Source organism: Streptomyces caelestis (assembly GCF_014205255.1).
In the GTDB taxonomy this organism is placed as follows: Bacteria; Actinomycetota; Actinomycetes; order Streptomycetales; family Streptomycetaceae; genus Streptomyces; species Streptomyces caelestis.
On record NZ_JACHNE010000001.1, the window covers coordinates 4,855,563 to 4,878,378 of the forward strand.

Annotated in this window: 17 protein-coding genes and 1 pseudogene; 13 read left to right on the forward strand and 5 right to left on the reverse strand. The window is 71.6% G+C overall.

What is annotated here, in order from left to right:
- Positions 1–114: 114 nt before the first annotated feature.
- The 3 genes from nhaA to HDA41_RS22240 all read right to left on the reverse strand — a co-directional run bounded on the left by nhaA (position 115) and on the right by HDA41_RS22240 (position 6,430).
- A complete protein-coding gene (nhaA, locus tag HDA41_RS22230) occupies positions 115–1,551 on the reverse strand; it encodes a Na+/H+ antiporter NhaA (RefSeq protein WP_184986466.1) in 1,437 nt (478 codons plus the stop codon).
- A 213-nt stretch (positions 1,552–1,764) separates the two neighbouring features.
- Positions 1,765–3,720, reverse strand: coding sequence for an acetate--CoA ligase (gene acs, locus HDA41_RS22235; protein ID WP_184986468.1), 1,956 nt, complete (start codon positions 3,718–3,720; stop codon positions 1,765–1,767).
- 340 nt (positions 3,721–4,060) lie between these two features.
- Positions 4,061–6,430 (reverse strand): bifunctional SulP family inorganic anion transporter/carbonic anhydrase, encoded by a 2,370-nt coding sequence (locus tag HDA41_RS22240; RefSeq protein WP_184986470.1) that lies wholly within the window; start codon positions 6,428–6,430, stop codon positions 4,061–4,063.
- A 296-nt stretch (positions 6,431–6,726) separates the two neighbouring features.
- On the opposite strand from HDA41_RS22240, the gene HDA41_RS22245 reads away from it, so the two are divergent.
- Entirely contained in the window at positions 6,727–7,989 is a 1,263-nt protein-coding gene (locus tag HDA41_RS22245) for a polysaccharide deacetylase family protein (protein ID WP_184986472.1), read from the forward strand.
- Positions 7,990–8,053: 64 nt separating this feature from the next.
- On the forward strand, positions 8,054–8,878 hold the full coding sequence (locus HDA41_RS22250; protein ID WP_184986474.1) for a Fic family protein: 825 nt from the start codon (positions 8,054–8,056) through the stop codon (positions 8,876–8,878).
- Between the two features lie 370 nt (positions 8,879–9,248).
- Here the strand turns inward: HDA41_RS22250 and HDA41_RS22255 are convergent, their stop codons facing one another.
- Positions 9,249–10,082, reverse strand: coding sequence for an HAD family hydrolase (locus tag HDA41_RS22255; RefSeq protein ID WP_184986476.1), 834 nt, complete (start codon positions 10,080–10,082; stop codon positions 9,249–9,251).
- A 577-nt stretch (positions 10,083–10,659) separates the two neighbouring features.
- Here HDA41_RS22255 and ssd point away from each other — a divergent pair.
- From ssd to HDA41_RS22290, 7 genes and pseudogenes are all read left to right on the forward strand, one after another.
- The gene (ssd, locus tag HDA41_RS22260; protein WP_184986478.1) at positions 10,660–11,772 is read left to right on the forward strand and encodes a septum site-determining protein Ssd; all 1,113 of its coding nucleotides are present in this window, start codon (positions 10,660–10,662) and stop codon (positions 11,770–11,772) included.
- Positions 11,769–13,007, forward strand: a complete 1,239-nt coding sequence (locus HDA41_RS22265; RefSeq protein WP_184986480.1) for a TadA family conjugal transfer-associated ATPase — start codon at positions 11,769–11,771, stop codon at positions 13,005–13,007. The genes ssd and HDA41_RS22265 overlap by 4 nt, the downstream gene beginning before the upstream one ends.
- Positions 12,991–13,863, forward strand: coding sequence for a type II secretion system F family protein (locus tag HDA41_RS22270; protein WP_184986482.1), 873 nt, complete (start codon positions 12,991–12,993; stop codon positions 13,861–13,863). The genes HDA41_RS22265 and HDA41_RS22270 overlap by 17 nt, the downstream gene beginning before the upstream one ends.
- Complete coding sequence (locus tag HDA41_RS22275) at positions 13,860–14,648, forward strand: type II secretion system F family protein (RefSeq protein WP_184986484.1); 789 nt, start codon at positions 13,860–13,862, stop codon at positions 14,646–14,648. Before HDA41_RS22270 ends, HDA41_RS22275 begins: the two co-directional genes overlap by 4 nt.
- A 71-nt stretch (positions 14,649–14,719) precedes the next feature.
- On the forward strand, positions 14,720–14,929 hold the full coding sequence (locus HDA41_RS22280; protein ID WP_184986486.1) for a DUF4244 domain-containing protein: 210 nt from the start codon (positions 14,720–14,722) through the stop codon (positions 14,927–14,929).
- Positions 14,916–15,281: a TadE family type IV pilus minor pilin gene (locus tag HDA41_RS22285; RefSeq protein WP_184986488.1), complete on the forward strand. Its 366-nt coding sequence runs from the start codon at positions 14,916–14,918 to the stop codon at positions 15,279–15,281. Before HDA41_RS22280 ends, HDA41_RS22285 begins: the two co-directional genes overlap by 14 nt.
- A 44-nt stretch (positions 15,282–15,325) precedes the next feature.
- Positions 15,326–15,682, forward strand: a pseudogene (locus tag HDA41_RS22290) (Rv3654c family TadE-like protein); the annotation flags it as partial.
- Here HDA41_RS22290 and HDA41_RS22295 read toward each other — a convergent pair.
- Positions 15,636–18,206 carry a DNA 3'-5' helicase SftH gene (locus HDA41_RS22295; protein ID WP_230299455.1) on the reverse strand — a complete coding sequence of 857 codons (2,571 nt, stop codon included), beginning with the start codon at positions 18,204–18,206 and terminating at the stop codon, positions 15,636–15,638. The pseudogene HDA41_RS22290 and the gene HDA41_RS22295 sit on opposite strands and share 47 nt — an antisense overlap.
- Before the next feature lie 79 nt (positions 18,207–18,285).
- Here HDA41_RS22295 and bldG point away from each other — a divergent pair, with 79 nt between their 5' ends.
- The 4 genes from bldG to HDA41_RS22315 all read left to right on the forward strand — a co-directional run bounded on the left by bldG (position 18,286) and on the right by HDA41_RS22315 (position 22,655).
- Positions 18,286–18,627: an anti-sigma factor antagonist BldG gene (gene bldG / locus HDA41_RS22300; RefSeq protein WP_003991900.1), complete on the forward strand. Its 342-nt coding sequence runs from the start codon at positions 18,286–18,288 to the stop codon at positions 18,625–18,627.
- Positions 18,628–18,762: 135 nt separating this feature from the next.
- A complete protein-coding gene (locus HDA41_RS22305) occupies positions 18,763–19,200 on the forward strand; it encodes an ATP-binding protein (RefSeq protein WP_184986492.1) in 438 nt (145 codons plus the stop codon).
- Positions 19,201–19,473: 273 nt separating this feature from the next.
- Positions 19,474–21,879: a sodium-translocating pyrophosphatase gene (locus HDA41_RS22310; protein ID WP_184986494.1), complete on the forward strand. Its 2,406-nt coding sequence runs from the start codon at positions 19,474–19,476 to the stop codon at positions 21,877–21,879.
- A gap of 194 nt (positions 21,880–22,073) precedes the next feature.
- Positions 22,074–22,655 (forward strand): small secreted protein, encoded by a 582-nt coding sequence (locus HDA41_RS22315; RefSeq protein ID WP_184986496.1) that lies wholly within the window; start codon positions 22,074–22,076, stop codon positions 22,653–22,655.
- Positions 22,656–22,816 lie beyond the last annotated feature (161 nt).

Sequence of the window (22,816 nt, forward strand, 5' to 3'; positions counted from 1 at the left end):
TCTCCCTCTTCTGCGTACGGTCCGATGTCCGCGTCTTTGCCTGACCGGCCACAGTCGTCCGACTGCGTACGGCCTGACTGCGTACGGTCCCGTCCTTTGTACCGTCCCGTCAGATCATGCCGGACGGTGGTGGTCATCGCCTGCCCCGCCCGGTACTTCGGCAAGCCCGTGCCGCGCGACTGCCTTCTCCTGGGCGATCCGGCGGTGTTCGGCGGCCTTGCGTTCGTAGACATCGGCCAGCCGCAGGTGGTACGCCGGGTCGTCCTCCTCGTAGATGTCCGGGATGCCGTCGAGGTCCTCGTCGCGTTCCTCGGCCTCCCACAGGCGGCGGTACTTGGCGTTGCGGATCTTCAGCAGGACCGTCGCGAGTGTCGCGGCGATGAGCGAGCCCAGCAGCACGGCGGCCTTGACCTCGCCGGTCATCGTCTGGTCGCCCTCAAAGGCGAGGTCACCGATGAGCAGCGAGACGGTGAAGCCGATGCCGGCGAGACTCGCCACCGCGAACACGTCCCCCCAGGCGAGATCCTCGCTGAGCGAGGCCCGGGTGAAACGGGCCGTCAGCCATGTCCCGCCGAAGATGCCGAGCGTCTTGCCGAGCACCAGCCCGAGGACGACACCGAGGGTCTCCGGCTTGGTGAACACGTTGACGAGCGCGCCGCCGGACACGGAGACGCCCGCGCTGAAGAGCGCGAACAGCGGTACGGCCAGCCCTGCCGACAGGGGCCGCACCAGGTGCTCGATGTGTTCACCGGGGGAGTGGGCCTCGTCCTCGTGGCGGTGGCAGCGCAGCATGAGGCCCATGGCGACACCGGCGATGGTGGCGTGGATGCCGCTGTTGTACATCAGCGCCCAGACGACCAGCGCGAGCGGCACGTACACGTACCAGCCGCGTGCGCCCTTGCGCAGCAGCAGCCAGAAGAGGGCCAGACCCGCGACGGCGCCGCCGAGCGCGGCGAAGTTCAGGTCGTCGGTGAAGAACACCGCGATGATCAGGATCGCGAAGAGGTCGTCGACGACGGCGAGGGTGAGCAGGAAGGCCCGCAGCGCGCTCGGCAGGGACGTGCCGATGACCGCGAGCACGGCGAGCGCGAAGGCGATGTCGGTGGCGGTGGGCACGGCCCAGCCGGCCAGGGAACCGCCGCCGGTGACGTTGGTGAGGACGTAGACGAGCGCCGGTACGGCCATTCCGCACAGCGCGGCGACGACCGGCAGCGCGGCGGCCTTGGGGTCGCGCAGGTCGCCCGCGACGAGCTCGCGTTTGAGTTCGACCCCGGCGACGAAGAAGAAGACCGCCAGCAGCCCGTCGGCGGCCCAGTGCGCGACCGACAGGTCCAGGCCGAGGGCGGCGGGGCCGAAGTGGAAGTGGGAGACGCTCTCGTAGCTGTCGCGCAGCGCGGGGATGTTCGCCCAGAGCAACGCGGTGACCGCGGCGGCGAGCAGCAGCACCCCGCCGACGGTCTCGGTGCGCAGCGCGTCCGCCACGAACGTCCGCTCGGGGAGGGAGAGCCGGTCGAGAACCTTGCGGGGGGTGGAGGGGCGGGGCGCGGTCACGTGGGAGACCTCCGGTCGGTGGGCAGGGCTGAACACATGCCGACCAGACTTCCCGGCGCACCATGAAGCAGTTGTTTTTCTTAGCTAGGTAAACATCCTAGGTAAACATGGGGCCGAACGCACCCCGGTGATCACCACCAGGGCGCCCGAAGGGGCACTCGGCGTCCGACCACCGGGTGCCCCTTCGTCCGCAGCGCTATGCCTGAGCGGTGATCAGTCCTCGCTGGGCGCGGCCGGGAGCTTGGCCTGGATCAGGTCCATGACCGTGGAGTCGGTCAGCGTGGTGACGTCACCGAGCTGGCGGTTCTCGGCGACGTCCCGCAGCAGACGCCGCATGATCTTGCCGGAGCGGGTCTTGGGCAGCTCGGCCACCGGCAGGATCCGCTTGGGCTTGGCGATCGGGCCGAGGGCGGTGCCGACGTGGGCGCGCAGCTCGTCGACCAGGGTCTCGGTCTCGGAGGCCGTGCCGCGCAGGATCACGAAGGCGACGATCGCCTGCCCGGTCGTCTCGTCCGCCGCGCCGACCACGGCCGCCTCGGCGACCGAGGGGTGGGAGACGAGCGCGGACTCGACCTCGGTGGTGGAGATGTTGTGCCCGGAGACGAGCATGACGTCGTCGACCCGGCCGAGCAGCCAGATGTCGCCGTCGTCGTCCTTCTTGGCGCCGTCACCGGCGAAGTACTTGCCCTCGAAGCGCGACCAGTACGTGTCGATGAACCGCTGGTCGTCGCCCCAGATGGTGCGCAGCATCGACGGCCACGGCTCGGTCAGCACCAGGTAGCCGCCACCGCCGTTGGGCACCTCGCCCGCCTCGTCGTCGACGACTGTCGCGGAGATGCCGGGCAGCGGCGTCTGCGCGGAGCCGGGCTTGGTCGCGGTCACGCCCGGCAACGGGGTGATCATCATCGCGCCGGTCTCGGTCTGCCACCAGGTGTCCACGACCGGGGTGCGGTCGCCGCCGATGTTCTTGCGGTACCAGATCCATGCCTCGGGGTTGATCGGCTCGCCCACCGAGCCCAGCACCCGCAGGCTGGACAGGTCGAACTTGGCGGGGATGTCGTCGCCCCACTTCATGAACGTACGGATCGCGGTCGGCGCGGTGTAGAGGATCGTCACGCCGTACTTCTGGACGATCTCCCAGAAGCGGCCCTGGTGCGGGGTGTCGGGCGTGCCCTCGTACATGACCTGTGTCGCGCCGTTCGCGAGCGGGCCGTAGACGATGTACGAGTGACCGGTGACCCAGCCGACGTCGGCGGTGCACCAGTAGACGTCCGTCTCCGGCTTGAGGTCGAAGACGGCGTGGTGGGTGTAGGCGGTCTGCGTGAGGTAGCCGCCGGAGGTGTGCAGGATGCCCTTCGGCTTACCCGTGGTGCCCGAGGTGTAGAGGATGAACAGCGGGTGCTCGGCGTTGAACGCCTGCGGGATGTGCTCGGCGCTCTGCCGCTGCACGATGTCGTGCCACCACACGTCGCGGCCCTCGGTGAAGGCGACCTCCTGGCCCGTGCGGCGCACGACCAGGACGTGCTCCACGTTGCCCGCCTTCTCGACCGCCTCGTCCACGGCCGGCTTCAGCGCGGACGGCTTGCCGCGCCGGTAGCCGCCGTCGGAGGTGATGACCACGCGCGCGTCGGCGTCCTGGATGCGGGTGGCGAGCGCGTCCGAGGAGAAACCGCCGAAGACGACGGAGTGCGCGGCGCCGATGCGGGCGCAGGCCAGCATCGCGATCGCCGTCTCGGGGATCATCGGCATGTAGACGGCGACCCGGTCGCCGGCCTGAACTCCCAGTTCCAGCAGGGCGTTGGCGGCCTTGGAGACCTCGTCCTTGAGCTCGGCGTAGGTGATGGCACGGCCGTCGCCGGGCTCGCCCTCGAAGTGGATCGCTACCCGGTCACCGTGCCCGGCCTCCACGTGCCGGTCGACGCAGTTGTAGGCGACGTTGAGCTCGCCGTCCTTGAACCACTTGGCGAACGGCGGGTTCGACCAGTCGAGGGTCTCGGTGGGCTCCTTGGCCCAGGTCAGCCGACGGGCCTGCTCGGCCCAGAAGCCGAGCCTGTCAGCCTTGGCCTGTTCATACGCCTCCGCGGTGACGTTGGCGTTGGCGGCCAGGTCGGCGGGGGGTGCGAACCTGCGCTCTTCCTTGAGCAGGTTGGCCAGGCTTTCGTTGCTCACGGCATCTGCCTTTCCCAGGGTGTCCGTTGTGTCCCAGGCCACAGCTCATCAGACCCGGGGGTGCGGTGACAAGGGCCGACCGCCAATTGGTTTAGACCTGTCGGGCGGTGGTGTCGGCAGCCGGCGTCATCCGTACCCACGGACGCCGACCAGGGAAGGTTCAGCCTGTGTAACGCGCGTCACCCATGGGGCGATGCGAGGCGGGGCGGGACGTGGCGCGCGTGCGGTGGGGTGTGTGGCCCGCGGCCGTCGGGGCCGTGGGCCGTCGGTGCGATGGGGCCGATGGGGCCGTCCGGGTCCACCGGCCCCGCGCGCATGCCGGGCGCACGTCGTCCCGGGCTCACACCGTGAGGTCCGCCTCGCGTACGCGGTCGAAGACGACGCCGTCGTCCGTCTCGGTGAGCAGGTAGGCCTCGGCCTCCCCCACGTGGAAGTACATCCCGTGCAGCTCCAGGGAGCCCTCGTCGAGGGCCCGGGCCACCGAGTCGTGGGCGCGCAGGTGCTCCAGCTGCTGGACCACGTTGGTCAGGGAGAGCTGCTCGACCGCGTCCCCGGGCGCCCGCCCGGCCAGCCTGCCCCCCGGCCGGCTGTCGTCGGCCATGCGCTCCAGGCTCGGCAACCCGTGCCGCAGCCACCGCTTCAGCGGTGTCCGGGCGCCGCCGGGCTCGGAGTTGAGCAGCGCCTGCATGGCGCCGCAGCCCGAGTGCCCGCACACCGTGATGGACCGCACCCGCAGCACGTCCACGGCGTACTCGATCGCGGCCGCCACCGAGTCGTCGCCGCTCTCCTCGCCCGGTCGTGGGACGAGGTTGCCCACGTTGCGCACGACGAACAGGTCGCCCGGACCACTGGAGGTGATCATCGATGTGACCAGTCGTGAGTCGGCGCAGGTGAGGAAGAGCTGCGACGGCCGCTGCCCCTCACGCGCCAGCCGGGCCAGCTCGCTGCGCACCAGGGGCGCCGTGTTGCGCTGGAACGCGCTGATGCCACGCGCCAGTTCGTGCCCACTGGTGCCGCCGGTGCCTGTCGGGTCCGGCTCGGTGCGCTCCGTCCCGTCCGGGGTGTTGCGGGAAGGGGGAGCGGACTGAGGGCGCTCGCACTGGTGGTTGCGCCAGGGCGTCCAGGGCCGGCAGCGGCAGCCGGTGACGGCCTGGGGCTCGGAGATGCGGGTGCCGGGATGCCGGCCGGTGATCTCGACGGTGCCGCCCTGCGCGGTGTGCGTCTTCTGCCAGTCCTGCAACGTCTCGTACGCCGCGTGGTCCATGAACGACCCGTCCAGCTCGACGACGGTGTCGGCGCCGGGGGGTACGCGATGCAGGGCCCGGCTGAGCCGTGGCACCGCGAGGAACGTCAACTGTCCTCTGACGTGTACGTGATGGACTCCTTCCGTCTCTTCGTGCGTGATGCGGGTGCGGGTGAGGCGTTGCAGGGCGACGCCGACGGCCATGGCGATCCCCAGCGCCACGCCCTGCAGGACGCCGAGGGACACCACGCCGAGGGTCGTGACGGCGTAGACCCACACTTCTCGGTGGCGCGTCACCGTGCGGATGTGGTGCAGGGACACCATCTGGATGCCGACGGCCATCACCAGGGCGGCGAGCGAGGCGAGCGGGATGAGCTCCAGGATCGGGACCATCAGCAGCGTGGCGATCACTACGAGAACGCCGTGCAGCATCGTGGAGTTCCGGCTCACCGCGCCCGCGTGCACATTCGCCGAAGTCCGCACGGCCACGCCCGCGATGGGCAGTCCGCCGAGCGAGCCGGAGACGATGTTGGCGGCGCCCTGCCCGAGCAGTTCGCGGTCGAGGTCGGAGCGCCGGACACGGGCGGGCAGGTCCGGGCGGCCGGCCACCAGCTTGTCCACGGCGACCGCGCCGAGCAGTGACTGCACACTGCACACCAGCGTGGTGGTGAGCACCGCGGCGAGGAGGCCGAGCACGGGGCCCTCGGGCAGTCCGGCCAGGGCGTGGTTGCTCCAGGACGGCAGGTCGACCTTGGGCAGGCGCAGCCCGGCGAGGGCGGCGGCCGCGCTGGCTCCGGCGACGGCGACGAGCGCGGCCGGGACCTTGCGCAACAGGCGTCCGGCCCGGCCGGGCAGTCTCGGCCAGAGCAGCAGCAGCGCCAGGGTCAGCGCGCTCACCGACACGGCCGCGGGGCGCATGTCCGCCAACTGGGCGGGCAGGGCGCGGAGGTTGTCCGGGACGGAGCTCTGCGGTGTGCCGCCGAGCACGATGTGCAGCTGGGCGACGGCGATGGTGACGCCGATCCCGGCGAGCATGCCGTGCACGATGGCGGGGCTGACGGCGAGGGCGCCACGGGCCACGCGCAGGCAGCCCAGGCCGAGTTGGGCGAGGCCGGCGAGGACGGTGATGGCGCAGGTCGTCCGCCAGCCGTAGCGCTGGATGAGATCAGCGGTGACGACGGTGAGTCCGGCGGCCGGTCCGCTCACCTGGAGCGGGGAGCCGCCGAGCCGTCCGGCGACGAGCCCGCCCACGGCGGCGGCGACGAGGCCGGCCTGGAGCGGTGCGCCGGTGGCGAGGGCGATGCCCAAGGACAGGGGCAGGGCGATCAGGAAGACCGCGATCGAGGCCGACATGTCGGCACCCGCGATCCGGAAGCGGCGGGGGCCGCCCGGTGGCGGGCTGTGGGGTGGATGGGTGCGTTCGGTCCGGTTCGGATCGGCGGCACGGGTGGGGACGCAGGCTGACATGTTTTTCCCGTCTCCTCCGGGGCTGCGCGGTCGCGTAACGGGGGCTTCCCGCTCGGGGCGGGGGCCGGTCGCGGCCGTGGTCACGGGTGTGAATCGGCGGGATGAATCAACGCTCGGTAAACGGATCGTAATGCAGAGTAAAGGGAGGGCATAGACTTTACGGGCAAATGGGCGAATAAATCACGCTGAAGGGTGAAGTGGCCATGTGATCGGCTTGTCGCACTAATTCCTTCTCGGTCTCGTGCGAATTTGGCGGCGCTGTCCGCACCCGAGAGAAGGAAGAAGGTGGGCGGAACATGGCCGCCACTCACAGGATCGCCGCGGGCTCCGTGATCGCCGCGGTCTGCGCCGCATCGCTTGCCGGTTGCGGTACCGGCACAGACCGGCAGGAGCCCCCCGCCCCGCGGAAGGCGAAGCCGGCTCAGGCGCCGAAGAACGCCGTCCGGCTGATCGGAGACGGCTCCACCGCCTACACCGGCGCGCAGCCCCACCTGCCCAGACCCGAGCGGCTGCGGCCCGGCCAGAAGCCCCCGCAGTTCGTCGTCTTCTCCTGGGACGGCGCGGGCGAGGACAGCCAGAAGCTGTTCTCGCACTTCCGCAAGGTCGCCAAGGCGAACAAGGCGACCATGACCTACTTCCTGAGCGGCGTGTACCTGCTGCCGGACGACAAACGTGACCGGTACCGGCCGCCGCAGCACTCCCCGGGCCGCTCCGACATCGGCTTCAACGACCGCCGCGGCATCGCCGCCACCGTGGAGCAGCTGCGTCTGGCGTGGCTGGAGGGCAACGAGATCGGCACCCACTTCAACGGCCACTTCTGCGGCAGCGGCGGCGGGGTCGGCGAGTGGTCCGTGCAGGACTGGAAGGACGAGATCGCCCAGGCCAAGCAGTTCGTGAAGACCTGGAAGACCAACGCCGGCATGAAGAGCGCGCCCCCGCTGCCCTTCGACTACGACAAGGAGCTCATCGGCGCCCGTACGCCTTGCCTGGAGGGCCAGCAAAACTTCATGAAGGCGGCCCGCGACCTGGGCTTCCGCTATGACACCAGCGGCGTCAACAACCAGGTATGGCCGCAGAAGAAGCACGGCCTGTGGGACGTGTCCATGCAGCTCGTGCCGTTCCCCGGCCACTCCTTCGAGCAGCTGACCATGGACTACAACTTCATGGTCAACCAGTCGGGCACCGCCACCCAGGGCAACCCCGCCATGCACGCCTTCTGGGGCAACCAGATGCGCGACGGTCTGCTCAAGGGCTTCCAGCGGGCCTACGACGGAAACCGCGCGCCCCTGATCATCGGCAACCACTTCGAGTCCTGGAACGGCGGCACCTACATGCGGGCCGTCGAGGAGGTCATCGAGACGGTGTGCACCAAGGAGGAGGTGCGCTGTGTCTCGTTCCGGCAGCTCGTGGACTGGCTGGATGCCCAGGACCCGGCGACGCTGGAGAAGCTGCGCACGCTCCAGGTCGGCGAGGCGCCGAAGCAGGGCTGGGCGTCCTTCCTCGCCGGCCGGCCCACCCCGGCCCCGAAGGGCGTACCCGGGGCTCCGGCGGCGAAGTAGCGGCCCGAGTGAAGATGGCCACTCCGCCGTGGGGCGGGCCCTCGCGGTGCGTAGGGTCGTACTCATGAGTACAGCAGGTGCGACCGCCGACCCTCTCGCGGCCCTGGGGGCGCTGCCCGGGGTGGCCGATTCCGTGGAGTCCGTGCGCAAGTCCGTGGACCGGGTCTACGGGCACCGGATCATGCGGCGGCGCAGCAACGCGATCACCTCCGAGGCGGCCCTGCGCGGCGCCCGTGGCTCGGCGGCGCTGGCCGGCGCGGACTGGGCGCTGGAGGAGGTGCGCCGGCGTACGGACTTCAGCGGCGACGACGAGGCGCGCACCGTGGGTGCCGCCCTGCGGCTCACCGCCGAGGCGGGCCAGCTGCTGTCCGTCTGGCGGCAGTCGCCCCTGCGGGTGCTGGCCCGGCTGCACCTGGTGGCGGCGGCCGACAAGGCCGACCAGGTGGGACGGCCGCGGCAGGAGGGCGAGCCGGTCGACGAGCCGCTCGTCGGGCTGCCGCTGCCGAGCGCGGCCGAGGCGCACGGCCGGCTGGAGGGGCTGGCCGAGCTGATCATCGCGGGCGGCACCGCGCCGGCGCTGGTGACGGCTGCCGTCGTGCACGGCGAACTCCTCGCGCTGCGTCCTTTCACGTCCCACAACGGCCTGATCGCGCGCACGGCCGAACGCATCGTCCTGATCGGCAGCGGCCTGGACCCGAAGTCCGTCTGCCCGGCCGAGGTGGGCCACGCCGAGCTGGGCCGCGAGGCCTACCTGGAAGCCCTCGACGGGTACGTCTCCGGCACCCGGGAGGGCATGGCCGCCTGGATCGCCCACTGCGGCAGGGCGGTCGGACTGGGGGCACGTGAGTCGACGGCGGTGTGTGAGGCGTTGCAGCGCGGAGCGGCGTGACAGCACCACCGGGCGGGAAATGAACCGGGCCGGGAAAGAACCGGGCCGGAAAAGATGATGCGGCGGTACGAGAACTCGTACCGCCGCTGGCATGAGCATCGGGGTACCAAGCGTCCTCGATATATGCCCATCAGGTCGGGAACTTTGCCCGTCCCTGGTGCGGCTGGCCCGTAATCGACGGGTCGACGTCGCGTGGGTGCCCGGTGTTCATGCTCGGTCCGTGGGGCCAAATGCGTACTCAGGTGATCCTCTCGGATGTCCTTGGTCTCGCGGGCCGTTGAGTCCTTTGTACTCCCGACTTGGAGCAAGCGGAAGCCCAGGCTGCACTTCTTTACTTTTGGGTTCAAATAGGACTTCGGGTCGTCCCAGGTCAAGCCACTGTCGCCCGGCGCCGGTTGGCGTACCAGACGAGGCCGGCGGTGGCCGCAGCGGCGCCTATCGCTGCGACCGCGACGAGTGCCGGACGCGGCGGTACGGAGAACCCGGGGATGCGCTGCTTGAGCCGGACCGGACGGTGGAAGTCCAGAATCGGCCACCCGCGCGCGAGGGCCTCGCGGCGCAGCGCGCGGTCCGGGTTCACGGCATGGGGGCGGCCGACGGACTCCAGCATCGGCACGTCGGTCGCCGAGTCGCTGTAGGCGTAGCAGCGGCTGAGGTCGTACCCCTCGGACGCGGCCAGCTCCCGGATGGCCTCGGCCTTGGTCGGGCCGTACGCGTAGTACTCCACCTCGCCGGTGAAGCAGCCGTCGTCGCCCACGACCATGCGGGTCGCCACCACGCGGTCCGCGCCGAGCAGCTCGCCGATCGGCTCGGCCACCTCCGCGCCCGACGTGGACACGATCACGACGTCGCGGCCGGCGGTGTGGTGCTCCTCGATGAGGGAGGCGGCCTCGTCGTAGATGATCGGGTCGATCAGGTCGTGCAGCGTCTCGGCGACGATCTCCTTGACCTGCTGCACGTTCCAGCCGCGGCACAGCGCGGACAGGTACGCGCGCATGCGCTCCATCTGTTCGTGGTCGGCACCGCCGGCCAGGAACACGAACTGGGCATATGCGGTGCGCAAGACGGCCCTGCGGTTGATCAGACCGCCTTGGTAGAACGACTTGCTGAACGTGAGCGTGCTCGACTTCGCAATGACCGTCTTGTCCAGGTCAAAGAAGGCCGCTGTGCGGGGCAACGAGTGGTTTTCCACGTCCTTGAGCATAGGGGCAGCCCATTCGGCGTAAGGTGGGGCGTGCGGGTTTGCCTGAGAGGGCTCTCGGGTACACCATGGAAGTCACGGATCGTTCGCGACCGTGCTAACCCGGCCCGACTCCTCCCCCCCCGAGTAGGGCCGTGGGGACGACCCCCGCTCTCCCCCCCGGCGGGGGTCGTCGCATGTCCGGATGGGTTTTTCTCCTTCTTCGCGCGGTCGGATCGCCGCTCTGCTGCCGCTTCGGGCGGGCTGTTGGCATGCCCATGACTTGTCACGTTGTGTAGTTGTCGGACTGCTCTGTGGAAGTCGCCCGGAGGGTTCGCGGGCGTCACCGGTATGGGTGACGGCGATATTCACAACCGTCGAGGCGTCCACGGTTATCCACCAAGATCCACACGATTTCCGGGATCACTGCACCGTGATTCCAGCGCACCCCGCTCGGGGCGGGTTCATGGCCCGGCTCCGATTGCCGGGGGCGTTTGGCCGGTTGGTGTCGGCCGTTCAAAGGGAGGCCGCCTTGCCGGTTCTTCCCACGTTTGGGAATCGCGGGGCCGCAGGGGCCGTGCGAGTCACGCAGCGAAGGGGGATGGAGACCGTGGCCGGAGCCGTCACACACGATCCGCCGCCGGCCGCCGGAGGGCGGCAGGGCGGACCGCTGATCGTCACCGAGGACAGCGAACTCCTCGACGACCTGCTGCGCCTGTGCGCGGCGGCGGGCGCCACACCCGAGGTGCACCACGGGGTGCCCGACCGCAGAGGCGGCTGGGAGGCCGCGCCGCTCGTCCTCGTGGGCGACGACGCCGCACGGCGGGTACGCGGGGCCGCGCGCAGAAGGGGAGTCGTCCTCGTCGGCCGGGACCAGGACGACTCCGGGGTGTGGCGGCGGGCCGTCGAGATCGGCGCCGAGCACGTCCTGATGCTGCCCGACGGCGAGCAGTGGCTCGTCGACCGCATCGCCGACGTGGCCGAGGGCGTCGGCCGGCCCGCCCTCACCGTGGGCGTCATCGGCGGCCGCGGCGGGGCCGGAGCGTCCACGCTCGCGTGCGCGCTCGCCGTCACCTCAGCGCGCGAGGGGCTGCGCACACTCCTCGTGGACGCCGATCCGCTGGGCGGCGGACTCGACGTACTCCTCGGCGGGGAGACGGCCGACGGGCTGCGCTGGCCCGCGTTCGCCTCCTCACGCGGGCGGGTCGGCGGGGGCGCTCTGGAGGAGTCGCTGCCCGAACTGCACTCGCTGCGGGTGCTCAGCTGGGACCGCGGCGACCGGATCGCCGTCCCGCCCCAGGCGGTGCGCGCGGTACTCGCCGCGGCCCGGCGCCGGGGCGGCACGGTCGTGGTCGACCTGCCCCGCCGCATCGACGACGGCGTCGCCGAGGTCCTGTCTCAGCTCGACGTCGGCGTGCTGGTCGTGCCCGCCGAGCTGCGTGCCGTCGCGGCCGCCGGACGGGTGGCGTCCGCCGTCGGCATGGTCCTGCGCGATCTGCGGGTGGCGGTGCGCGGGCCGTACCCGCCGGGGCTCGACGACCGGGAGGTGGCCCGGCTGCTCGGACTGCCCCTGGTCGGCGAGGTGCCGGTCGAGCCGGAACTGCTGCGCCCGGACGAGGGCTCGGCACCACCGGGCGCCGCCCCCCGCGGACCGCTCGCCCGGTTCTGCAAGGAATTCTGGGAGCGGGCGCTCATCGAGGCGGGTGCGACGTGAGCACTCTGGGCGGACTCAAGGGCGCGGAACTGCTCGACGGGGTGCGGCGGTGGCTGGCCGAGAGCGGGGCCGAGCCGACCCCCGCGCGCGTGGCGCAGGCCCTGCGGGAGCAGGGCCGGGTGCTCGGGGACGCGGAAGTCCTCGGGGCCGCCGCGCAGTTGCGGTCCGAGCTGGTCGGCAGCGGGCCGCTGGAGCCGCTGCTCGCCGACCCGTCGGTCACGGACGTGCTGGTGTCCGCCCCGGACCGGGTCTGGGTGGACCGGGGCGGCGGTCTGGAGCTCACCTCGGTGCGCTTCACGGACGCGGCGGCCGTACGGCGGCTCGCCCAGCGCCTCGCCGCGGTGGCCGGGCGCCGGCTGGACGACGCCCGGCCCTGGGCCGACGCCCGGCTGCCCGACGGGACCCGGCTGCACGCGGTGCTGCCGCCGGTCGCCGTGGGCTGTGCCTGCCTGTCGCTGCGCGTCGTACGGCCGCGTGCCTTCACGCTCGGCGAACTGGTCGCGGCGGGCACGGTGCCGCCGGGCGGGGACCGCGTGCTGCGCGCACTGCTCGACGCACGACTGTCCTTCCTCGTCAGCGGCGGCACGGGCAGCGGCAAGACGACGCTGCTGAGCGCCCTGCTGGGGCTGGTGGGGCCGGACGAGCGGATCGTCCTCGCCGAGGACTCGGCGGAACTGCGGCCGGACCATCCGCACGTCGTGCGGCTGGAGACCAGACCCGCCAACCAGGAGGGCGCGGGCCTCGTCACCCTGGAGGACCTGGTGCGCCAGGCGCTGCGGATGCGGCCCGACCGGCTGGTCGTGGGCGAGGTCCGCGGGCCCGAAGTGGTGCATCTGCTGGCCGCGTTGAACACCGGCCACGAGGGCGGCTGCGGAACCGTGCACGCCAATGCCGCCGCCGACGTACCCGCCCGGCTGGAGGCGCTCGGCACGGCCGCCGGGCTCGACCGGGCCGCGCTGCACAGCCAGGTGGCGGCCGCGCTCTCCGTGGTGCTGCACCTCGTGCGCGACCGGACCGGGCGGCGGCGGATCGCCGAGGTGCATGTGCTGGAGCGGGACCCGTCGGGGCTGGTGCGGACGGTGCCGGCGCTGCGGTGGGGAGCGGAGGCCTTCGTGCGGGAGCGGGGGTGGGAGTGGCTGCGGGGGCTGCTGCGGGGCGAGGGCGGGCCGGGGGAGGCCGCGGTGGAGCCGGGGGAGGCCGAGGTGGAGGGGGCGAGTCATGACGGGGGCGGCTGAGATGTCCATGGGTGTGGCCGTGGCGTTCATGGGGGCGGCGGTCTGGCTGCTGGGTGAGCGTCATTCGACGGCACGGCGGGCGCGGTTGCTGCTCGCGGGCGGCGGGACCGTCGGGAGCGGGCTGCCGGGGTGGCGGCGGATGGCCGGTGGGCTGCCGCGGCTCCGCGGGCGGCTGCGGGCCGAGTGGTGGGCGCCGGTGGCCGGGCTGGTGCTCGCGGTGCTCGGGGCGTCGGTGCTGCCGGTCGTCCTGGGAGCGGCCGGGGTGCCGCTGCTGCGCCGGGTCCGGCTGGCCGGCCAGGTGCGGCAGGACCGTGAGCGGCGGGCCGACGCGGTGATCGCCTTGTGCGGTGCGCTCGCCGGGGAGGTGCGGGCCGGACGCCAGCCGGGAGAGGCGCTGCTGCGGGCCGCGCGGGACTGCGGCGGACTCGCGGACGCACAGGCGACGGTACTGGCGGCGGCACGGTTCGGCGGCGACGTTCCTAACGCGCTCGCGACCGCCGCCAGGCAGCCGGGCGCCGAGGGGCTGCGGGGACTCGCGGCGTGCTGGCGGGTGGCCGTGGACCAAGGCGCGGGGCTCGCGGCCGGACTCGACCGGCTCTCCGCCGCCCTGCGCGCCGAACGGGACCAACGGTCGGACCTGCGCGCCCAGTTGGCGGGCGCCCGGGCGACGGCGGTGCTGCTCGCCGGGCTGCCGGCCCTGGGGCTCCTCATTGGCACCGCCCTCGGGGCCGACCCCCTCCATGTCCTGCTGCACACCACGGCGGGCCTGGGCTGTCTGGTGGCCGGCGGTGTGCTGGAGGGCCTGGGGCTGTGGTGGGTGCTGCGGATCGTGCGGAGCGCGGAGGCGGCGGCATGAGCGCGGAAGTTGTCCACAGGCTGGGGGTGACGGTGGGGATGGTGCTGGCCCTCTGGTGGTCGCTGCGCCGGCTGAAGGCGGCGCGGCACCACCGGAGGATGCGGCGTCGGCTGGCCGAGTTGTCGCCCCGCGAAGCGGCCGCTCCGGCCCCGCGCCTCCCCCTGAGCCGGGCCGCGCGGAGATGGCTGGCCCCCGTGGGCGTGGCCTGCGCCGGGTGGGCGCTGATCGGCGGCCTGATCGGTGTCGCCGTGGGACTGGCCGGCGCGGTCGGGACATGGCGGTGGAGGCTGCGGCAGGAGGCGGCCGGTACGGACGCACGGGCACCCGAACGCGCCGAGGCGGCGCGGCAACTGCCCCTGGCCTCCGACCTGCTGGCGGCCTGTATCGCGGCGGGCGCCGGCCCGGTGATCGCCGCGCAGGCCGTGGGTGAGGCCCTGGGCGGCCCGGTGGGCGACGCCCTCGCCCAGGGTGCGGCGGAGGTACGGCTGGGCGGCGAACCGGGCGCTGCCTGGCGGAGGTTGGCCACTCTCCCAGGCGCCGGAGGCCTGGCCCGGCTGCTGGAACGGGCCGATGTGTCCGGACTGCCCGCGGCCACGCCGGTCGCACGACTCGCCGCCGAGGCCCGCGCCGACTGGGGCCGGGCCGCGACCGCCAGGGCACGCCGGGCGGGCGTCATGGTCAGCGCGCCGGTCGGGCTGTGCTTCCTGCCCGCGTTCATCGCGGTCGGCGTGCTGCCCGTGGTGATCGGGCTCGCGGGCGGGGTGCTCGGAGGGGGTGGTGGCTGAGGCGAAGAACCGGATCGGCGGAACCAAGCGAAAACCAAGAGAAGTTCGGACTCTTTCCCACGGGGGTTGAGATGTATCAGGCGGTACGGGCACGGCTGGGTGCCCTGGTGTGCGGGGCGCGTGCGGCGCGGAGGGACGCGGGAATGGTCACCTCCGAGTACGCGATGGGAATCGTCGCGGCGGTGGCGTTCGCGGTGGTGCTCTACAAGGTCATCACGAGCGGCGCCGTCAGCGCGGAGCTCCAGAACATCGTGAAGGAAGCCCTCAATGCGCGGATGTGAGCGGGGCGCGGACCGGGGGTTCGTCACGGCGGAGTCGGCCGTGGTGCTGCCCGTGCTGGTGATGTTCGCGATGGCGCTGGTGTGGGGATTGCTGGTCGTGGCCGCGCAGATCCAGTGCGTGGACGCGGCGCGGACGGGCGCCCGCGCGGCGGCCCGCCAGGACCCGCCCGACGCGGTCGTGCGCCTCACCCGCGAGGCGGCACCGCCCGGCGCGAAGGTGACCGTCCACCGGGGCGCGGAACACGTCCGGGTGGTCGTCTCGGCCGAGCCGCCGGTGCTGCGCGGCCTGTCCTTCGCCGTACGGGAGGAGGCCGTGGCGTCGGTGGAGGAGACGGTGGGGGTGGGCAGGTGAGACGGGCGGTGGAGGTGCGAGACCGGGGCCCGAGGCGCCGGCCGATGAGAGGAACCGGCTCGGACCAGGGGTCCGCCACCGTCTGGAGTGTCGGGGCGATCGCTGTCCTGTGCGTGGTGTTCGGCGTCGTCCTGGCGCTCGGGCAGGCCGTCGTGATCCGGCACCGTGCGGCGGGCGGTGCGGACCTCGCGGCGCTCGCGGCGGCGGACCACTGGGCCGAGGGCGGTGCGGCGGCCTGTGCCCGGGCGGGCCGGGTGGCCCGGGCACAGGGCGTCCGGCTCGTGCGGTGCGAGGTCGTCGGGGAGATCTCGGACGTGACGGGGGCGTCGGGCCGGGGGCCGTTCACGGCGGAGGTCAGGGCGCGGGCGGGTCCTCCGACGGCTCCCTCGGGTCTCCCGCCTGTGGGGGCCAGGGCCCGGGCGGGTGGTGGGGGGTCTCCCCTTGGCCTTCCGCCGGCTGCTCTTCCGCCTCCTTCTCCTCGGGAGCCCCCTCCAGCAGCACCGTGAGCAGTCGCACCGCCCCCCTCTTGTGCAGCGGGTCGTTGCCGTTGCCGCATTTGGGGGACTGGATGCAGGACGGGCAGCCGGCGTCGCACTCGCAGGAGGCGATGGCCTGGCGGGTGGCGGTCAGCCAGGCGCGGGCGGTGTGGAAGGCGCGCTCGGCGAAGCCCGCGCCGCCGGGATGGCCGTCGTAGACGAAGACCGTGGGCAGGAGCGTGTCGGGATGGAGCGGGATCGACACGCCGCCGATGTCCCAGCGGTCGCAGGTCGCGAAGAGGGGCAGCAGGCCGATCGAGGCGTGCTCGGCAGCGTGCAGGGAACCGCCGAGGATCTCCGGGTTGATCCGGGCGCGGTCGAGCTGGTCCTCGGTGACGGTCCACCACACGGCCCGGGTGCGCAGCGTACGAGGAGGGAGGTCGAGCTTGGTCTCGCCCAGCACCTCACCGGTCATGAGCCGTCTGCGGAGGAAGGAGACGACCTGGTTGGTGACCTCGACCGAGCCGTAGCACAGGCGGCCGTCGCCCCAGGGGACCTCCACGTCCGTCTCCAGCACGGAGATCGACGTCGTGTCACGGGCGACCGTGGAGTAGGGCGGGGCGGCCTCCTCGACGAGGGCGACGGAGTCCTCCAGATCCAGTGACCGCACCAGGTATGTGCGGCCCTGGTGGAGGTGGACCGCCCCCTCGTGGACGGTCGAGTGCGCGGCGCCCGCGTCGACCGTGCCGAGCAGCCGCCCCGTGCCGGTCTCGACGACCTGGATCGGGCGCCCGCCCTCACCGCGGATGTCGGTCAGGTCGGCGGCCCGTTCGCGGCGGGTCCAGTGCCAGGCCTTGGTGCGGCGGCGCAGCAGCTTGGCGGCCTCCAGCTGGGGGAGGAGGTCCTCGCAGGCCGGTCCGAACAGGTCGAGGTCCTCGTCCGTCAGGGGCAACTCCTCGGCCGCCGCACACAGGTGCGGGGCCAGCACGTAGGGGTTGTCCGGGTCGAGGACCGTCGACTCGACGGGCTGGTCGAACAGGGCCTCCGGGTGGTGGACGAGGAAGGTGTCCAGCGGGTCGTCACGCGCGACCAGGATGGCCAGCGCCCCCTGCCCGGACCGTCCGGCCCGGCCCGCCTGCTGCCACAGGGAGGCGCGTGTGCCCGGGTAGCCCGCGATGACGACCGCGTCCAGGCCGGAGATGTCGATGCCGAGTTCGAGGGCGTTCGTCGCGGCGAGGCCCAGCAGTTCACCCGAATGGAGGGCGCGTTCGAGTGCGCGGCGCTCCTCGGGGAGATAGCCGCCCCGGTACGCCGCGACACGTCGGGCCAGTGACCGGTCGACCTCGGCCAGTCGCTCCTGGGAGATGACGGAGATCAGCTCGGCGCCGCGCCGGGACCGTACGAAGGCGACCGAGCGCACACCCTGCACGGTGAGGTCGGTGAGCAGGTCGGCGGCCTCGGCGGTGGCCGTGCGGCGGACGGGGGCGCCCTTCTCGCCGTGCAGCTCGGTCAGCGGCGGTTCCCAGAGGGCGAACACCAGTTCACCGCGCGGGGAGGCGTCGTCGGCGACCTCCAGCACCGGCAGGCCGGTGAGGCGGCCGGCGGCCACCGCGGGCTCGGCGGCGGTCGCGGAGGCCAGCAGGAACACGGGTGAGGCGCCGTAGCGGGCGCACAGGCGGCGCAGCCGGCGCAGCACCTGGGCGACGTGCGAGCCGAAGACGCCGCGGTAGGTGTGGCACTCGTCGACGACGACGTACTTCAGCGACTTCAGGAAGGAGGACCAGCGGGGGTGGGACGGCAGGATGCCGCGGTGCAGCATGTCCGGGTTGGTCAGGACGTAGTTGGCGTACTGGCGGATCCACTCGCGCTCCTCGAACGGGGTGTCGCCGTCGTACACGGCCGTGCGCACCGAATGGCCCAACGGATGTGAAAGTTCCTTCACGGAGCGGCACTGATCCGCCGCAAGAGCCTTGGTGGGAGCCAGGTAGAGGGCGGTCGCGCCGCGGCCGTTCGGGGCCTCGGCGCCGTCCAGGAGGGTGGACAGGACCGGCACGAGGTAGGCCAGGGACTTGCCGGAGGCCGTGCCCGTGGCGACGACGACCGATGCGCCGTCCAGCGCGTGCTCCGCCGCGCGCGCCTGGTGGGCCCACGGATGTTCGATGCCCGCGGCCTGTACGGCCGCCACGACCTCCGCGCGGATCCGGTCCGGCCAGACGGCATGCCGACCCTCGCGCGGGGGCAAGTGCTCCGTATGAGTAATGCGCGAAGCCCTGCTCGGACCGGACGCGAGCCGGTCCAGGACCGCGCCCGGCGCGGGTCGGGGGGCGGGGTCCGTCGGGGTTCGATCGGATCGGTGATTCTTGGCCATCGGCACCGAGTGTGTCACTGGCGTGACGGACAATGGAGCCAAGGCGTCGTGCACGCCTGCCCGTAAGTGATTGAATGCCATCGCGGCTGGCGAATCGTCCAGGGGACGAAGCCGAGGTGCCCCAAGGGCGACCGCTCGATAGCAAGGTGCTGGAGGATCCGTGGACCTGTCCCTGTCGACCGAGACCATGGGCGATCGCACGATCGTCAGGGTCGGTGGCGAAATCGACGTATATACCGCGCCCAAGCTGCGCGAGCAGTTGGTCGAGCTGGTGAACGACGGCAGTTTCCACCTTGTCGTCGACATGGAGGGCGTGGACTTCCTCGACTCCACCGGGCTCGGCGTGCTGGTCGGCGGCCTGAAGCGTGTGCGGGCCCATGAGGGCTCACTGCGCCTGGTCTGCAACCAGGAGCGCATTCTGAAGATCTTCCGCATCACCGGCCTCACCAAGGTGTTCCCCATTCACACCTCGGTCGAGGAAGCGGTGGCGGCGACCGACTGACCACCGGGCCCGGGCCTCGCGCCCGGGCCGGCCGAAGTCGCGGCAAGAGTTCGGCAGAAGTGAAGACCGAGGGGGCCCGGGCTTTCGGCGGCCCGGCGCCTCTCGACAGCACGCCCGAAGTTGCGAGGGGGATGCATGGCCACCGTTGAGCTCCGCTTCAGCGCGCTGCCCGAGCACGTCAGGACCGCCCGGCTGGTGGCGGCCGCGGTGGCGCGCAGGGCCGGAGTGGACGAGGCCGTCCTCGACGAGGTCAGGCTCGCCGTCGGCGAGGCCTGCACGCGGGCCGTCGGCCTGCACCAGACCGGCGGGATCTCGGCACCGGTGAAGGTGCTGCTGATCGAGGAGGAGAAGCAGTTCTCCATCGAGGTCGGCGACGAGGCCCCGCATGCGGTCCCCGGCGAGCGTGCGCCCGGTGCCGGTCCCGGCGACCCCGACGGTGAGGCCGACGAGGACGAGATGGGCCTCGCGGTCATCAGCGGACTCGTCGACGACGTCGAGGTCAGCGCGGGGGAGCACGGCGGGTCGATCAAGATGACCTGGCCGACCACACCACCGCCGACCATCCTGGCCTGACCGGCCACCGCGCACACCGTTTTCGACGAAGGGCCCCACCCGTGGGGCCCTTCGTCATGTGCGGGTGTCAGTGGTCGCCTTTACAGTAGTTCCTGTGCCGTTCGTCGCGTGAATTTGTTCACGATCATTCGCATGCTCCACGGCAGTCCGAGAATGCTTTCAGGGCATTACCTCAGACGGCCAATTCCACTTATCGTGCTCTGTTTTGATCAGGTTCCTGTATCTACAATCCCGTCCACATCTTGAGCTCAGCCCAAGCGTCAAGGAGGACGAATGGCGGGGCTTTTCAACTCACCACAGTCGGGCCATCCCACAGACCTCGCAGCCGCCGTACTGACCGATGGCAACCGCGTCCTCGTGGTGGTCATCGCGGTGGTCGCGCTGGCGGCGCTCGTGGTCGCGGGCGTCCTGGTGCGCCAGGTACTCGCGGCCGGCGAGGGCACCGACAGCATGAAGAAGATCGCGGTGGCGATCCAGGAAGGCGCGAACGCCTATCTGGCACGTCAGCTGCGCACGCTCGGCGTATTCGCCGTGGTCGTGTTCTTCCTGCTCCTGCTGCTGCCCGCGGACGACTGGAATCAGCGTGCCGGTCGGTCGGTGTTCTTCCTGATCGGAGCGGCGTTCTCGGCGGCCACCGGCTATATCGGTATGTGGCTCGCCGTGCGCAGCAATGTGCGTGTCGCGGCGGCGGCGCGCGAAGCAACTCCGGCGGAAGGCGAGCCGGAAAAGGATCTCACCGCCGTCTCGCACAAAGCGATGAAGATCGCATTTCGTACGGGCGGCGTCGTCGGCATGTTCACCGTGGGCCTCGGCCTGCTGGGCGCCTCCTGCGTGGTGCTGGTGTACGCGGCCGACGCGCCGAAGGTGCTCGAGGGCTTCGGCCTCGGGGCCGCGCTCATCGCGATGTTCATGCGTGTCGGCGGCGGCATCTTCACCAAGGCCGCCGACGTCGGCGCCGACCTGGTCGGCAAGGTCGAGCAGGGCATTCCGGAGGACGACCCGCGCAATGCCGCGACCATCGCCGACAACGTGGGCGACAACGTCGGCGACTGCGCGGGCATGGCGGCCGACCTCTTCGAGTCGTACGCCGTGACCCTGGTCGCCGCGCTGATCCTGGGTTCGGCGGCCTTCGGCGACGCCGGGCTCGGCTTCCCGCTGCTGGTGCCGGCGATCGGTGTGATCACCGCCATGATCGGGATCTTCGCGGTGGCGCCCAGGCGGGCCGACCGCAGCGGCATGAGCGCCATCAACCGAGGGTTCTTCATCTCCGCGGTGATCTCGCTCGTGCTGGTGGCCGTGGCCGTCTTCGTCTACCTGCCCGGGAAGTACTCGGACCTGGACGGCGTGACGGACGCGGCGATCACGGGCAAGGACGGCGACCCGCGGATCCTCGCGCTCGTGGCGGTGGCCATCGGCATCGTGCTCGCCGCCCTGATCCAGCAACTGACCGGCTACTTCACCGAGACCACCCGGCGTCCCGTCCGGGACATCGGCAAGACCTCGCTCACCGGCCCGGCCACCGTCGTCCTCGCCGGTATCTCCGTCGGTCTGGAATCCGCCGTCTACACCGCCCTGTTGATCGGCCTCGGCGTGTACGGGGCGTTCCTGCTCGGTGGTACGTCGATCATGCTGGCGCTGTTCGCGGTGGCGCTGGCGGGCACCGGCCTGCTCACCACGGTCGGCGTGATCGTCGCGATGGACACCTTCGGGCCGGTCTCCGACAACGCGCAGGGCATCGCGGAGATGTCCGGCGACGTCCAGGGCGCGGGCGCGCAGGTGCTCACCGACCTGGACGCGGTCGGCAACACCACCAAGGCGATCACCAAGGGCATCGCCATCGCCACGGCCGTGCTCGCGGCGGCGGCGCTGTTCGGGTCGTACCGGGACGCGATCTTCACCGGAGCCCGCGACGTGGGCGAGCAGTTGTCCGGCGCGGGGGCGCCGCTGAGTCTGATGATGGACATCTCGCAGCCCAACAACCTCGTGGGTCTCGTCGCGGGCGCGGCGGTCGTCTTCCTCTTCTCGGGGCTGGCGATCAACGCCGTGTCGCGGTCGGCCGGTGCCGTGGTCTTCGAAGTGCGGCGGCAGTTCCGCGAGAGGCCCGGGATCATGGACTACAGCGAGAAACCGGAGTACGGCAAGGTCGTCGACATCTGCACCAAGGACGCGTTGCGCGAGCTCGCCACGCCCGGTCTGCTCGCCGTGTTGGCGCCCGTCTTCATCGGGTTCACGCTCGGCGTCGGCCCGCTCGGCGCGTTCCTGGCGGGCGCGATCGGCGCGGGCACGCTGATGGCGGTGTTCCTGGCCAACTCCGGTGGCGCCTGGGACAACGCCAAGAAGCTCGTCGAGGACGGCCACCACGGAGGCAAGGGCAGCGAGGCGCACGCGGCGACCGTGATCGGCGACACCGTCGGCGACCCCTTCAAGGACACCGCCGGTCCCGCGATCAACCCGCTGCTGAAGGTCATGAACCTGGTGTCGCTGCTCATCGCGCCCGCGGTGATCAAGTTCTCCTACGGCCCGGACAAGAGCATCGGGGTGCGGATCCTGATCGCTGCCCTCGCGTTCGTCGTCATCGTCGGTGCGGTGTACGTGTCAAAGCGGCGCGGAATCGCCATGGGTGACGAAGACAACGCCGAATCGAAGCCCAAGTCGGCGGACCCGGCGGTGGTTTCGTAGGGAGGTCGTCCAAGCCCCAGCTCAAGGCCCGGGCGGGCGGCGCGCGTTGGCGCGTCGCCCGCCCGCTCTGTGCGTGTACACGCCCACGCCGTGAGGCTTCTCTCGCTTGGTGCAAAAGGTTACAAAAAGGTCTTAATAGACACTCGGCGTGCGGTTGCCGTGCATCTGGCGTGTATGTTCCGGGGCCGAGAGCCATGGAAGGGACCAAACCGGTGAACAAGAAGCTCGCGGCCGCACTGTCCGGCGGTGCGGTACTGGTACTGGCGCTGTCGGGGTGCGGCGGCGACGACAACGAGAAGCTGGACTCCTGGGCCAAGCAGGTCTGCGACGCCGTACAGCCGCAGGCCAAGAAGATCGAGTCGGCCAATGCCTCGATCCAGAAGGAGACCTCGGACAACAGCAAGCCGGAGGACGTCCAGAAGACCGACGCAAAGGCCTTCCAGGACATGTCCGACGCCTACAAGGCCATCGGGGCCGCGGTGACCAAGGCCGGGGCGCCGGACGTCGAGAACGGCGAGAAGAAGCAGCAGGACGCCGTCAAGGAGCTCAACACGATCTCCACCTCGTACGCCTCCCTGAAGAAGCAGGTCGACGCGCTCGACACCAAGGACCAGGGCAAGTTCGCGGACGGCCTCAAGGACATCGCCACCGAGCTCGACAAGCTGGGCAAGAGCGGGAACGACGCGCTGCGGACCCTGGAGGAGGGCGAGGTCGGCCAGGCGATGGCCCGGCAGACCAGCTGCAAGGCGGCCACGGCACCGGCGACCCAGAGCTGAACGAGGAGCATTCCCGGGGCCGGTGGGACTGCTGAGTCAAGGGTGACTGCCGGGGCGGCCTGCTGAGCCGCGCCCGATACTCGGCATGGGCGTGCGCGATGCCGGACCCGCGCTACCCGGCGGGGCGATGCCGGACCCGCGCTACCCGGCGGGGCATGCCG

Excerpts from the sequence above, each read along its gene's own strand:
- HDA41_RS22240 (WP_184986470.1), bottom strand. The coding sequence starts at position 6,430 with ATGTCAGCCTGCGTCCCCACCCGTGCCGCCGATCCGAACCGGACCGAA.
- HDA41_RS22245 (WP_184986472.1), top strand. The coding sequence starts at position 6,727 with ATGGCCGCCACTCACAGGATCGCCGCGGGCTCCGTGATCGCCGCGGTC.
- HDA41_RS22250 (WP_184986474.1), top strand. The coding sequence starts at position 8,054 with ATGAGTACAGCAGGTGCGACCGCCGACCCTCTCGCGGCCCTGGGGGCG.
- HDA41_RS22255 (WP_184986476.1), bottom strand. The coding sequence starts at position 10,082 with ATGCTCAAGGACGTGGAAAACCACTCGTTGCCCCGCACAGCGGCCTTC.
- ssd (WP_184986478.1), top strand. The coding sequence starts at position 10,660 with ATGGAGACCGTGGCCGGAGCCGTCACACACGATCCGCCGCCGGCCGCC.
- HDA41_RS22270 (WP_184986482.1), top strand. The coding sequence starts at position 12,991 with ATGACGGGGGCGGCTGAGATGTCCATGGGTGTGGCCGTGGCGTTCATG.
- HDA41_RS22275 (WP_184986484.1), top strand. The coding sequence starts at position 13,860 with ATGAGCGCGGAAGTTGTCCACAGGCTGGGGGTGACGGTGGGGATGGTG.
- HDA41_RS22280 (WP_184986486.1), top strand. The coding sequence starts at position 14,720 with ATGTATCAGGCGGTACGGGCACGGCTGGGTGCCCTGGTGTGCGGGGCG.
- HDA41_RS22285 (WP_184986488.1), top strand. The coding sequence starts at position 14,916 with ATGCGCGGATGTGAGCGGGGCGCGGACCGGGGGTTCGTCACGGCGGAG.
- HDA41_RS22295 (WP_230299455.1), bottom strand. The coding sequence starts at position 18,206 with ATGGCATTCAATCACTTACGGGCAGGCGTGCACGACGCCTTGGCTCCA.
- HDA41_RS22305 (WP_184986492.1), top strand. The coding sequence starts at position 18,763 with ATGGCCACCGTTGAGCTCCGCTTCAGCGCGCTGCCCGAGCACGTCAGG.
- HDA41_RS22310 (WP_184986494.1), top strand. The coding sequence starts at position 19,474 with ATGGCGGGGCTTTTCAACTCACCACAGTCGGGCCATCCCACAGACCTC.
- HDA41_RS22315 (WP_184986496.1), top strand. The coding sequence starts at position 22,074 with ATGGAAGGGACCAAACCGGTGAACAAGAAGCTCGCGGCCGCACTGTCC.